This is a genomic window from Anaerocolumna sp. AGMB13025 (assembly GCF_029689925.1).
Classification (GTDB): domain Bacteria; phylum Bacillota; class Clostridia; order Lachnospirales; family Lachnospiraceae; genus Anaerocolumna.
Map to the genome: position 1 here is coordinate 5,630,769 of NZ_CP121445.1, position 12,436 is coordinate 5,643,204.

The 12,436-nt window shown below is 39.0% G+C and carries 9 protein-coding genes; 1 reads left to right on the plus strand and 8 read right to left on the minus strand.

Going from position 1 to position 12,436, the window contains the following annotated elements; genetic code table 11:
* Positions 1–338: 338 nt before the first annotated feature.
* Complete coding sequence (locus QA584_RS23415; RefSeq protein ID WP_278271522.1) at positions 339–1,598, plus strand: radical SAM protein; 1,260 nt, start codon at positions 339–341, stop codon at positions 1,596–1,598.
* 104 nt (positions 1,599–1,702) lie between these two features.
* Here the strand turns inward: QA584_RS23415 and QA584_RS23420 are convergent, their stop codons facing one another.
* The 8 genes from QA584_RS23420 to QA584_RS23455 all read right to left on the minus strand — a co-directional run bounded on the left by QA584_RS23420 (position 1,703) and on the right by QA584_RS23455 (position 12,338).
* Positions 1,703–2,362 (minus strand): TlpA family protein disulfide reductase, encoded by a 660-nt coding sequence (locus tag QA584_RS23420; protein WP_278271523.1) that lies wholly within the window; start codon positions 2,360–2,362, stop codon positions 1,703–1,705.
* Positions 2,363–2,636: 274 nt separating this feature from the next.
* Positions 2,637–3,701: a hypothetical protein gene (locus QA584_RS23425; protein WP_278271524.1), complete on the minus strand. Its 1,065-nt coding sequence runs from the start codon at positions 3,699–3,701 to the stop codon at positions 2,637–2,639.
* Positions 3,688–5,730, minus strand: a complete 2,043-nt coding sequence (locus QA584_RS23430; protein WP_278271525.1) for a hypothetical protein — start codon at positions 5,728–5,730, stop codon at positions 3,688–3,690. The genes QA584_RS23425 and QA584_RS23430 overlap by 14 nt, the downstream gene beginning before the upstream one ends.
* 17 nt (positions 5,731–5,747) lie before the next feature.
* Complete coding sequence (locus QA584_RS23435) at positions 5,748–6,590, minus strand: carbohydrate ABC transporter permease (RefSeq protein WP_442870365.1); 843 nt, start codon at positions 6,588–6,590, stop codon at positions 5,748–5,750.
* A 112-nt stretch (positions 6,591–6,702) separates the two neighbouring features.
* The gene (locus tag QA584_RS23440) at positions 6,703–7,599 is read right to left on the minus strand and encodes a carbohydrate ABC transporter permease (protein ID WP_278271527.1); all 897 of its coding nucleotides are present in this window, start codon (positions 7,597–7,599) and stop codon (positions 6,703–6,705) included.
* Between the two features lie 142 nt (positions 7,600–7,741).
* On the minus strand, positions 7,742–10,033 hold the full coding sequence (locus tag QA584_RS23445; protein WP_278271528.1) for an ABC transporter substrate-binding protein: 2,292 nt from the start codon (positions 10,031–10,033) through the stop codon (positions 7,742–7,744).
* 321 nt (positions 10,034–10,354) lie between these two features.
* On the minus strand, positions 10,355–11,662 hold the full coding sequence (locus QA584_RS23450) for a sensor histidine kinase (RefSeq protein ID WP_278271529.1): 1,308 nt from the start codon (positions 11,660–11,662) through the stop codon (positions 10,355–10,357).
* Positions 11,655–12,338, minus strand: coding sequence for a response regulator transcription factor (locus tag QA584_RS23455; protein ID WP_278271530.1), 684 nt, complete (start codon positions 12,336–12,338; stop codon positions 11,655–11,657). Before QA584_RS23455 ends, QA584_RS23450 begins: the two co-directional genes overlap by 8 nt.
* Between the last annotated feature and the right edge of the window lie 98 nt (positions 12,339–12,436).

Sequence of the window (12,436 nt, forward strand, 5' to 3'; positions counted from 1 at the left end):
TTATAGTAAAGGAAAAGAAAGCTGAAAGCTCTTTGAGCAGTGTATGGCCTGCAGGTTTTTGTGTACAAGGCTGCGATTAATACATAATTAGGAGTTAATAACCATTGCGGAGGGACTGCTGCGAAGCAAATAAGCGGCTGAATCGGTCTTAGTTTTTTGCAACAGCCTCTTCTCTTTGGACTAGCAGACATATTTCGTGTCATCCCCTAGAGGTTTTATAGATCATTAGGAATTCAACTTGATACAATGAACGCAGGAGTATACCTTCTGCCCATCCGGGCAAAAAATACCATAGAAAGGGAAAAGGTATCATTAAAATACATGATACCGGTGATAACATGCATTTAACTTGGGATATCACTACAAGGTGCAACTTAAGATGTAAACATTGCGGTGCCATTTCACTGGTGGAGCAAAATAAACCCGAATATAAAAACTGGAAAAAAGTAATTGACTATGTCAGCACATTTGTTGATCACATGACTTTGTTAGGGGGTGAACCCCTCTTACATCCTGAGATAGAAGAAATAATACATTATGCCTGTTCTTACGGAATTAAAGTGTCTCTTATTACCAATGGACAGGCTGAGGGCAGCTTAGTTGATGCCATTATGAAGCATCCGATTGCCTCCATTTTTGTCAGTATGGAAGGGCTTTTAGATAGTCACGACCAAGTAAGAGGTACCGGAACCTGGAAAAAGGCAATGGATACCTTAAAGCATTTAACCTATCTGAATAAATACAAATCACCCCGTACCCAAATAGGTGTAAATATTGTTGCCAATAAACTGAACCGGCATGAAATCCTAGACTTTATGGAATCCACCAAAGAGTTAGGTATCCGCTACCAGATCTCCTCCCTGGCTTTAAAAGGGAATGCAGATATCAATCAGGATCTGCTTGCAATCAGCACCGGGGAAGTCCTAGACCTTTTCGAAGAAATCGCACAATATCATGCCGGTAACCCTGGCATGAAAATAAATATATTAAATGATTACCCTATCTTCAAGGAATACCTGAATAAAAAATATGGTACGGATTATAGAATAAAAGGCTTTACCTGCGATGCATTAACTGGTGCTATTTATGCAGATCCCAACGGGAATATAAGTACTTGCCAGAATCACAGTGATATGAAACTGAATATGGAAGAATATCATGATTGGAATGAGGACTTTCCTGTTTTCGAACCATTCTTACAACTCTTACATAAAAAGAACACTAACACCGTATGCACTCCATGTAAATACAAGGATGTATGCATACCTTGTCCCTATAATTCTTCCCCTGAACTCCCTGAGTTTTGTATCGAAGTCATGAATCGGACAAGCAGCCTGACCCTTCCCTTGCAGGCGAAATTCCGGCTGAACAAACCATATTCCATTATTGAATCGGAAAACCGCTATGAAATTGTCTATCCAAATCTGGGGCTGAACACAGAATATACCACCGAAGGTATTAAGATCTTAAAAGCAATCAGGGAATATAAAACCCTGAAAGAGATTGCAGAGGAAGTCATATTTCCTCCTGAGGTCGTATACGAATTTTTATCCCAGGAAAAAAAATCTTTAAAAGTTACTGAGCTTAGAACAATATAGATCATCTAATATCAGAAGGCGCTCTTGGAGGCTCTGAAAATCAATGCCAGTTAACTATTAGTAAACGGCAAGCTGCATTGATTTTCAGAGCTGTCAAGGGCAATTTATTCCGTTGATAATAAGGTCTGATCGATTATCTTTTTCATAATCTCCTTGGTCATCATACCGGAAACATAGCCAAATACATTCCCTTTCCTATCAATCATAAAGGTAGTCGGAAATGCAGATATGTAATAATTATTCAGTATTTCTCCAGTCTCATCAAACAGAATGGGAAAGGTATAGCCATTATTCCCAATGAAATCCATAAGTAATTCTCTTTTCTCATCCTGATTACTCGGATTTTCCTCACTTTTTGGATTGGCAATACCTAAAAATACTACCTTTTCTTTATTCTTATTATATTCTTTATAAAGCTCCTCAATATAAGACATCTCATCCTTACAGGGCGGACACCAGGAGGCCCAGAAGTTTAAAAAAACCACCTGTCCCTTATAATCAGACAAAGTATGCTCCTTTCCGTACTGATCCGTTAGTGTAAAATCATAAGCAGGAATTACTGGTTTTTTCTTACGATTGATATCATTAAAATTCCCCTTTTCCTCCTTCGCGCCTTCCATAACCGGGGTGCTTTCCGGCCTGCCAATCCTTAAGGAATTAATATATCCCAGTGTACCGCTTTCCCATCCCATTATGGTCAAAACTTCAATAATAATCAGCAGTATTCCCACGGCATTTACGGTATACCAAAAATATGTCCTCATACTTTTAAGAAATCCGGACACCCAGTCCCGTGTAAAAGAAAAATGCTTCAACATAAATAGTATTCTCTCTCTAATTATCCATTCTTTAAAAACATATAGAGAATTAGCTTCCTTCATGCTTTATTTTTTTTAGATTTCATAGTTTTTCTTTTAAGAAGGTCCTAAAAATGCAATTAATACGAATTCTAAAGCCTCAGCCGCCCTTTAGGCTAGATTCCGCTTAGAAATTCGTATTAATTGCATGGTGTATGGATACAATATTGAAGTTTCGCACTTACTTGTCTCTTAAGGCAAGTATATGTACATACATATAAACCGCTATATGAAGTACTGTAATAACAGCCACTGTAAGAGAAAGCTTAGAGAGTTCATTTAGCAGGAACATATCTTTAGGACCGGGATAAGCATACTTAAGTTCTTTTATTTCATCTTTCATATGCGTATACTGCTCCGACCAGTAACCGAAATCCGACCATTTTGTCGGTATCAGTTTTTCCGGAATATAGACCGGACTGCCTGTTAACTGATGTAGCAGGAAACAATAGGTGGCTATGATAGAGACCAGCATAAGACCATATAGCAGAAAAGTTTTTCGGGTAAGGATAGTTTTTTTATGTATATAATACTTAATTAATTGAAAAGAATAAAAAAACGTTAAGAACCAAATCGGTAAGGTTATGACAGAATGAACCAGCCGTCCGTAAAAATATCCGTCAAACAGCATATAATCCGAGGCTAACCCGTTTTGTAAGAGAAAATCCCCTGCCAGTGACTCACCTCTCTCCTTTTCCGAGAAGGTAAGTTCAAGATTGGGATATTCTATACTGTCTTTCTCGCCCTGAATTAAAAAAACCGGGTAATCTGTTTTTATAATCCCCCGAAGGATATAGTTTTTCTTCTCATAAGTAACCACATTGGAAACCGCATATTCCGTACCGAATAATTCATAAGCGGTTTTAGAATCCAGCACACAGCCTCTTTTATCTCCCGGGTATACATAATTACCGCTAAGTAAAGTCATGGGAACCGTAACCTTCATATCCCCAGCGGCAATTATAACGGATACTTTCTGTTCCCGGCCCAGATACTCATTTATAACCTTTGCTTCTGGTATCCTTTTCCAGGCAGCAGTCTCTGGACAGGACGGGTCATTTCTCTCTTTTTCCTTGCTGAGTGCTTCCTTTATCTTCTTTTCCGTAATTCCTCCGTTTTTCAGCCGGATACTCACTGCAGTATACTGATTCCTTAGAAAGGAGGCGGTAAGAATTTGGGCACCGGTAAACCATATGGTTATAACTACTAAAAGAATAAGAATCACCATGTTTTTATTCTGCTTCATAGATCCGCACCCGGTCACCTTCTTTAATATTTTTATTGCTGCTGGTAATAACCTGGTCTTCTTCTGAAAGGGCTGCTTCTACTGCCGCCGTATCCGTGTCCTGTGAAAGCAGGGTTACATTAAGGCGGAAGGCGGTTTCTTCTTTTCCAAGAACACTGTCCTTCTCTTTTACGATAAGCACATAGGTTCCCATTGAGTCCTGTCTCAATGCCTGAATTGGTATACAACTCCTATAGTTTTCCGAATCTTTCGAGATTTCATAATTTAGGCTTCCACCATTTTTATAATTTCCCTCCGGTAAAAGTGCGGTAAAACTCACATTACCGTCCTGATCCGGCAGTTCGATATTTTCAATTTGTGAAGTAATCTTCTCCCCGCTTGTTCCGGTTTCTATCCTTAGTTCATCACCGACCGCAAAGGGTTTCATCTCCTCTTTGTCCGCTTTTATGACGAGTTCATAACCTCCGGTTGTAATTGTAAATTTCTCCTGACCAGTTAAGGTGCTGCCTAGAATCAGTTCATTTTTTTCAATTACTCCGCCAACAGGTGCAGTTACTTTTCCCTTTTTGGTTATCAGGTCATCTATCTTACTGATTTCCTTCTTTTTTTCATCGATATCTACCTTTAAAAGCTCCAAATCCAAAGCTTTGGACTTATCCTGAACCTGATTGTTTTCTTTGGCCAGCTGTTCACTTTCCTTCGCTTTTGAAAGGGAAAGTTTTGCATTCTCAAGAGTACGCCAAGCTTCTTTCACTCCTTTTTCTGCATCTTTTAAGTCTTCGGTGTAATCATAGGTGCCTTTATTTATTTCCTGTAAATCGTTTAAGAGTTTCTCTTTTTTAAGGGCAGTGGTTTTTATTTTCTGCTCCCAACCGAGTTTTATCTGTTTCCTATCTTCTTTTGATCTGGCTAGTTTTGTTTTTGCGGCACTTATTTTAGTTTCATCCAGCTTAAGATTATCATAAAGCACCTGATATAAGATAAGATAAGACCCCTCCTGATTCTCGGAGAGTTGATTTTTGATATCATTTTGGTAATTACTTAGTGCATTGGTCAGCAGATTTTCTTTCTCTGCTATTTTATCCAGTTTTTTCTGGGCATCCTCTACAGCACGGCTGTAATTCTTAATTTCTTCCTCTCTCGCTGCCACCTGGGCATAATAAGCCTTTTGGACTGACTCTTCACTGTCATACTGATCCCAGACATTAATAGCCTTATCCCACTTTGCCTTAACTGCCGCTAAATCCTCCTGCGCCCTGTTAAGACTTTCCACTGCACTATCCTTTTCTTCCAAGTGTTCTTTATAGCCTCCATCATAATAAAAATCATAAATTTCCGTCCCTGTTTTTACAATGAGGTCTCCATTTCCGGCACTTACGGCATTTTTATAATTATCTACTTTGGTTCGTAAGGTCTCCTCTGGTTTTATTACTTCTTCATACTCACTGGCTGCGTCCTCTACCGCCCGGTCTGCATTATTTTCTTCCTTTTCTCTTAAGTCTTCTGCCTCCTCGTAATCAAGCTCAGCTTGTTTATAGGCTTCCTGCTTTACTTTTTTTATGTTATGTTTTGTATCGGAAAGAGCTTTTTTTGCAGCCGTTAAATCTTCCTCTGCCCCTTTCTTCGTAAGTTGGGCTGCTGCTACATCCAGAGAATTGTCCTGATTTTCAGCGGTTAAAGCGGATTTATCATATTGAAGTGTTAATTTCTTTAGTTCCTTATCCAGATCTGATTTTTTTTCTTTCACCTGCTTTAAGTCATACGCAAACAGGGGATCCCCTTTTTCGACCTTGCTGCCTTTTTCTATATAAAGTTTTCCGATTTTAAACCCTTCAAAGACATCTATGTATTTTTCTCCATTCTCCTTAAGAATACCGCTGCCTGACAGTTTATAAGTAAGATTTCCCCCTTTGGTGGTGTCTGTCTGCACCTTTGCTACCATTACCGAGGCTGCCGCCCTTGATACTACTGTAAACAATGCCATTAAGGCAAAGAATAAGAGTAATAAATTCTTTAATTTTTTCTCCATTTTACAATGCCACCTTTCTATTCCTTTAAGCCGGAAGCTGCAATTCCCTGCTCTAAATATTTCTGTCCATATAAAAACAACAGCACTGCCGGAATCATCATAAGGACGGAGGCCGCAAAGGAAACACCTGCTTTACCTGTAGTAATCTCCGGCAGATAAAGAGGCAGGGACCATAGCTCTTTTCTTCTTACCAAAAAAGTCAGGGGTTGTTCAATTGCATTCCAGTATTCTAAAAAGCCTAATATGACGATAGACAGGATTCCGGGGGCACCAATTGGAATCCCCACCCGGGTAAATATATAAAAATCTGAAGCACCGTCTAATTTGGCAGCTTCTATCAGGGCTTTGGGAACGGCTTTAAAAAACTTAACCAGAATGAACACTGGGAACGTTGCAAATATATTAGGCAGTATCACTGCCAAATGTGTATCTACAAGCCCCAGGCGGTACAGTACCAGGTAACTGGATACCATAGTTACCTGAAAAGGCAATACCATCAGAATAATATAAACCGTAAAGAGTATCTTCTTACCCTTAAATTCATACCAGGCAAAGCTCCAGGCTGCCGGCACTGCCACCACAAGCTGTCCTAAGAGCACCGGTATTACCTGAATACAGGAATTCCAGAACATTACAAAGAATTTTGGAGAATCCAATAATAATTCTACATAGGGTCTTAAGGTAGGATACTCCGGAAATACACTAAAACCTGCCATTCCCTTACTTTGATCCAATACCGGACCGATATTTTTTTGTAATTCATCTGCTCCCATAATGGAACCGCCAAGGAGCATCCACACCGGAATCCATATAATCAGGGTGAGGATAAACAACAGGGCAGTCCGTAATCCGCTTTTCATCTTCATATAAAACTCTCCATATTGTGGTACTGACTTATTTACTTCATTAATTTTACTGACTTTCCTATGCCTTACAAACCTGGCCATTATGTTAGTTATTGCTTAGTCTTATTTAGTCTTCCCCATCCCTGTCAATTTTCTTAAATAACAGGATCAAGATTACAAATATAACGACACACATCACTGCCGCAGCACTCATCTTCTGGACATCCAGATTAACAAACCAGTTATTGAATAGGTGCTGGAGCATATAGATACTTTCGTGGGGGTAATCCCCTGCTACTAAGTAAGCCTCTCGGAATACCTTAAAGGAATTAACAAAAGAGAGGATAGTTATTACATAGACAGAGGGCAGGAGTTGAGGCAGGGTAATATAGCGGAGTTTAGCAAAAAATCCTGCGCCGTCTACACCGGCGGCTTCATAAAGATTTACTGATATTCCATTTAAGCCGGTCAGCCATAAGATTACATTATAACCGGTATTTTTCCACAGATAACTAAACCCTAAGACCAGGAATGCTTTACTGGTATTCATAAAATCTATTTTATCTTTTCCTAAATGAAGCAGTAAAACATTAATCAGACCATTTTCATGAAATAATAACCGCCACAATAGGACCACCGAGGCTACCGGAATTGCCATGGGCAGCAAAAAGGAAGTCTTAAAAAATTCCGTATGTTTCTTTTGATAATATAGCAGTAAGGATAAAAGAAAAGATACTGCCAGTAAAAGAGGGATACAGGTTAGCAAAAACCTTCCTGTATTTTTGACTGCCAGCAAAAAAGCTGCATTATGTAACACCAGTCTGTAATTGCTAAGACCTACAAACCGGCTGCTCATAGCCTCGCAAAACGAGCGCCTGATTACATCAGCAAAGGGCAGCAGTACAAAGAAGATTACCCCTAAGAAGCTTGGAAGCAGGAAAAGCCATGCTTTTCCTGCTTCTGAAACCTTTCGTTTCCTAAGTTTCTTATTATACTTATTTTGTTTGTGTTCATTTCTAACCATAAGCTATTTTCCCTTAATTGTTTGTTGCGGTTTTCTCTTTCCATATTCTTTGTTTTACTTCTTGTCATACTGCCTTAGGTTTCACTTCCAGGCATGGCTGCCAGACAGCCGCAAAGGGTGTATGAAAATCCTGTACCCTTGCTTATTCCGCAAGATAAGTATTAACTTTGGCTTTTACACCAGCCAGTGCCTGGTTCTCATCAATCTCACCTTTTAAGTAAGGTAATACTTCCTCCACAATCAGATCATTTAAGATATAATTGGTTTGAATCGGCTTGTTGAGGCTTAAAGCAATGTTTCGTATTGCTTCCCTTTCTGCTTTTACCGGATATCCCCCGCTAACCTCATTGCCATCCTGATCGGAAGAAGCAACCGACATTCCGTCATCTTCTTTTGCAAACCATTTGTCCAGGGAAGCACTGTTAACAGGAAATCCGTCATATACATTGGAATCCTGAACATCAGATTTAAATAAAAAGCTGATGAATCTCTGTGCTATCTCACTTTCTTTGCTTTTACTGTTAAGCCCCACCAGACCATTTGGTATAAACATCTGATTGATGGCTTGGTAACTGATTTCCTTATCTTTCATAATTGCAAAAAACAATATGGTATCATACACATTTCTAATCTGACTCATAGTAGTCTCGTTGCCCTTTAAAATCGAAAAGGTATTTTCTAAAAATAATCTTTCCCCACCAAACATCTTTGCATAGACTGAATCAAAATCTCTGTTTTCTTCATTGGTTTCCGTGGCTTTTATATTTTCTGACACTGCTTTTATATTCTTTAGGAAAGTTGTAAAGTTTTCATCACTTAACTGTCCGTTCTGGATCAGTTCACTTGAGTATAACGCCAAATAATTTTCCAGCAGCTGTTTATAAGTGGTTGTTCCACTATAGGTTTTATCCTTATTCTGTTTTATATAATCCGCAATATGGCTAAGGCTATCCGAAGCTTTTATTGCATCTGATTTTCCTTGGATGATCGGAATAGAAAACCGCAGGGGCACCTGGTAGACTTTTCCGTCCTTTTGATAACCACCCGTTATATTCTTAAGTAATTCTCCTGATTCCTCCAGAGGGCTTATGAGATTGTTAATATCTGCAAGTACTCCCTTTTCAATATAGGAATCAACTGGCAGACCGTCTAAAATCAGTACATCAGCTCCGTTTCCAGCCAGTAATTCCGTATTAAGGGCACGGATATAATCGGTTACCTTACCTGCTTCCTCTCCCATAGCAACTACATAGTTTACCTTGATGTCCGTATTTTCTGACTGGAACAGAGCAATTGCCTGTCTTACGGTACTGTTCTCCTTTAAGGAATATACCGTAATTTCTTTCGAGGGTACGGAAGCTACGTTTTTATCAAATACATAGTGCATTATCACGTATCCTCTGTCACCATTACCGTAAACCCCATAATATTCCTCTTGTTCCCCTTCTTTTACAAACAGGTTAGCAAAGGTAAAGGACGGCATACTCATAGAATTAAGGGAGCCATCCACAACGGTTTCCCATAGGGTGCCATCTTTTTGCAGACGGTGTATTCCTGCAGAATCTCCGAGTAACAGAGTACCGTCATTTTTCATGGCATAGCAGATATCATTGCTCTTATTATTAAAATCAACCGAACGCTTAATCTGCTTTTGCTGTGTATCATAAAACATGACACTGGTACCATCTTCATTTATTGTTATAATATCATTCCCGTTGGTTATGTAATTTTGATCTTGTCCGTATTGATTCTGCCCGATTTTTACTTTATCTGTTTTCTTTCCATCTGGTGAAAATACTAACAGGGACGATGATTCCCACATATCACTTAAAACCATACTGCCATTTTCCAATACCTGAATTTTAACGATACCCGGATAATGTTTATAATTACTACTGGTAGTGGTCTCTTTATCAAGATAAGGTATGTTAACCTTTTGCGCAGTTTTTCCTTCTGCACTTTTTATGATAGCGGATTTCTGAGTATCATTACTGTAATCGGCAACAACCAGGTAATAATTACCGTCTTCTCCCATACAGATATCATTAATTACTTTATTAGCCCCCTGGGTTAACTTGTTATTCAGCCACTCTGGGGTACTGCTCTCCCAGGTCATATCCTCTTTTAGACGGTAACAGTTATATTTGCCCTTATTTGCTGTAAAGACTTCAATCTGTTTATCCTTATTTTCCAGGACTTTTATCATTGTTTCATCTCCCGCAAGGTCAGGTAGTTTCACCTTTTCTTCCATATACCTGCCCATAGTAGGTTCTTTTTTATCCCCTTTTTTATCTTCTTTCTTACCATTATCAGTCTGATTGTTTTTTACATTGTTTAATTTTCCTGCTTCTTTCTCTCCCTCTTTGCTGCAACCGGAAAAACTCGTTACAACAAGGACCAGGAGAATCAATACTGCTGTTATTCTTCGTCTCATTTTATTTCCTCCAAATAATTTTCTTTGTATTTAATTTAACAGGGAAATCTCTAAAAAATCTTTAAGAATCTTATTTATTAGATTTTATTTATTAGATTTTATTGAATAAAGGCGTTAGCTTCGCACAAGTAATCTAAGACTAATAAAAAAGCTGAGTATTACAGGTTTCCAATTCTGCTCCTGCCTTTATCAGCTTTTCCATTTCTACTTATTGACTTGTGTGGAACATTTTACGTGATCTATTGACAGAAGATATACTTTGGGTAAATATATAATTTATTTTTTATTTCATGCTTTACTTCTTTAACACCAGCGTTTAATTTATTTATAAACGGGAAGAGAAACAATAAAGGTTGCACCGCCGCCTTTGGTGTCTGTCACAGTTATGCTGCCACCGTTTAGTTCGCTTAATTCCTTTGCAATACTAAGTCCAAGTCCAAAGTGGTTTTTATCCTTTCTGGACTTATCTTCCCGGTAAAACCGCTCGAAAATTTCCACTTTTTTTTCCTGGGAAATACCGGCTCCATGGTCTTCAACCTCAAGGTAAATACGATTCTTCTTTGCATGACCCCGCAGGCAGATTGTATCTTTTTCCGATGTGTAAGTCACCGCATTGTCAATAAGAACCGCCAGGATCTGTTTAATACGTTCCCCATCTCCCTCTGCTCGAGGCAGCATGGTATCGGGTAGGATAAGTTTTAATTCTTTTCCCTGTTCCTTACAATAGGAATAAAACAGATCATAAACCTCAATCAATAACGTATCCAGATCCAGTACTTCCTTTTTTATTTTCCAGGTCCTTGCGTCTGCCGAAGCTAATAACAGCATATCCTCAATTAGTGCCGCCAGACGTTTACATTCCTTTTCAATACCCGTTGTAAAAAACCCTGCCCTCTCTGGCGCAAGCATTAATGCAGAGGCATTGGCACGTATGACAGCCAGAGGGGATTTTAATTCATGGGAGGCAGCGGCTATGAATTCTGTCTGCCTTCTTCTGCTTTCTTCCACCGGCTTTAAAGCCTTACTTACCATCTGTCTGCTCACCAGAAATAATGCGGCTATGCCGGCAAGACCAAGAAGAACCAATACAAGCTTTTGCTTTAAATTATCTTTCTCACTGTTGGATATATACTGGAGTACTATTACACTTCGAAAACCCTCCTTAACTGGTGCCAGGAAAACTTCCCCCAGGTATTTATCGTTTTTATCTCCTTTTACCGGATAAATGTTACTTTGTAATTCCTTTAAGGAAATGGGTCTAATACCTGTATTGATATTATCTGCAGCCGCCAGTTCTTTCACTTTATCAACCAGTGTATTGCGGTCCGTAGGAGACTTCCAGGAACCTTGAAATAAGAAAGGAGAGCCGTTATCTTCGATATGGATAATCAAATAATTTTTCGTTTCCATTTCCGCCATCCATAAATTACTGATTTCAGAACTTGACTGGATATTTTGATTTATGGTGATATAGTTATTCTGAAAGGAATTGATTTGGTTTCTCTCTAACTGCCTGTCCGTAATCACAGCTACGAAAATCAGCACCGCCGTTAAAATCAGCCCCGTAGAACAGGTATACAATAAAATCAACCGGTTTCGGATGGAATGAAGCAGGTTTTTACTATGCATTTTCCTTCCTTTCTAACCGGTAGCCGATGCCGTGTATTGTTTTTATCCCTACCTTGGTTTCAAGGGCTTTGAGCCTTCTTCTGAGAAAAAATATGTAATTATCGATATTCCCATCCTCAACAAATTTATCCATTCCCCAAACCCGGCTTAAAATCTGCTCTCTGGTCAGAATCTGTTCCTTATGCAGAAGAAAAAATTCAAGTAAAGTTCCTTCTCTTTTTGATAAGGATATACTTTTACTGCCGCAGACCGCCACATAGGTATTTATATTTAATTCCATATCCGAAAAGGTAAGAATTTCATGGTTTTCAAACTTTCTGGGTCTTCGCAGCAGTGCACGGATCCTCGCCTGCAATTCTGATACTTCAAATGGTTTTACCAGATAATCGTCTGCCCCGCCGTCTAATCCGTCGATCCGGTCGTTAATCCCATTCATAGCAGTTACCATAATCACCGGAGTTGCATTGCCATTGTTTCGTATGGTCTCTAGTATGGTAAGTCCGTCAACCCCCGGAAGCATCCGGTCTAGTATAATTACATCATGGGTAAAAGCAGATATATAATAGTCTACGTCCTCTCCATTATGGCAAACATCCATCTCGTAACCTTCCTTTTTTAAATGAACGGCAACCGCCTCACATAATTCTTCATCGTCTTCAATCATTAATAACCTCATAATGCGTCCTTTCACTTTATATCTTAGCTGATATCTAATTAAAATCTACTTATTTAGTGCCTTTAAGACTACAAACTTTTTCTTATCAATCAAATTCC

Excerpts from the sequence above, each read along its gene's own strand:
- QA584_RS23455 (WP_278271530.1), bottom strand. The coding sequence starts at position 12,338 with ATGAGGTTATTAATGATTGAAGACGATGAAGAATTATGTGAGGCGGTT.
- QA584_RS23425 (WP_278271524.1), bottom strand. The coding sequence starts at position 3,701 with ATGAAGCAGAATAAAAACATGGTGATTCTTATTCTTTTAGTAGTTATA.
- QA584_RS23440 (WP_278271527.1), bottom strand. The coding sequence starts at position 7,599 with ATGGTTAGAAATGAACACAAACAAAATAAGTATAATAAGAAACTTAGG.
- QA584_RS23445 (WP_278271528.1), bottom strand. The coding sequence starts at position 10,033 with ATGAGACGAAGAATAACAGCAGTATTGATTCTCCTGGTCCTTGTTGTA.
- QA584_RS23450 (WP_278271529.1), bottom strand. The coding sequence starts at position 11,662 with ATGCATAGTAAAAACCTGCTTCATTCCATCCGAAACCGGTTGATTTTA.
- QA584_RS23435 (WP_442870365.1), bottom strand. The coding sequence starts at position 6,590 with ATGAAAAGCGGATTACGGACTGCCCTGTTGTTTATCCTCACCCTGATT.
- QA584_RS23415 (WP_278271522.1), top strand. The coding sequence starts at position 339 with ATGCATTTAACTTGGGATATCACTACAAGGTGCAACTTAAGATGTAAA.
- QA584_RS23420 (WP_278271523.1), bottom strand. The coding sequence starts at position 2,362 with ATGAGGACATATTTTTGGTATACCGTAAATGCCGTGGGAATACTGCTG.
- QA584_RS23430 (WP_278271525.1), bottom strand. The coding sequence starts at position 5,730 with ATGGAGAAAAAATTAAAGAATTTATTACTCTTATTCTTTGCCTTAATG.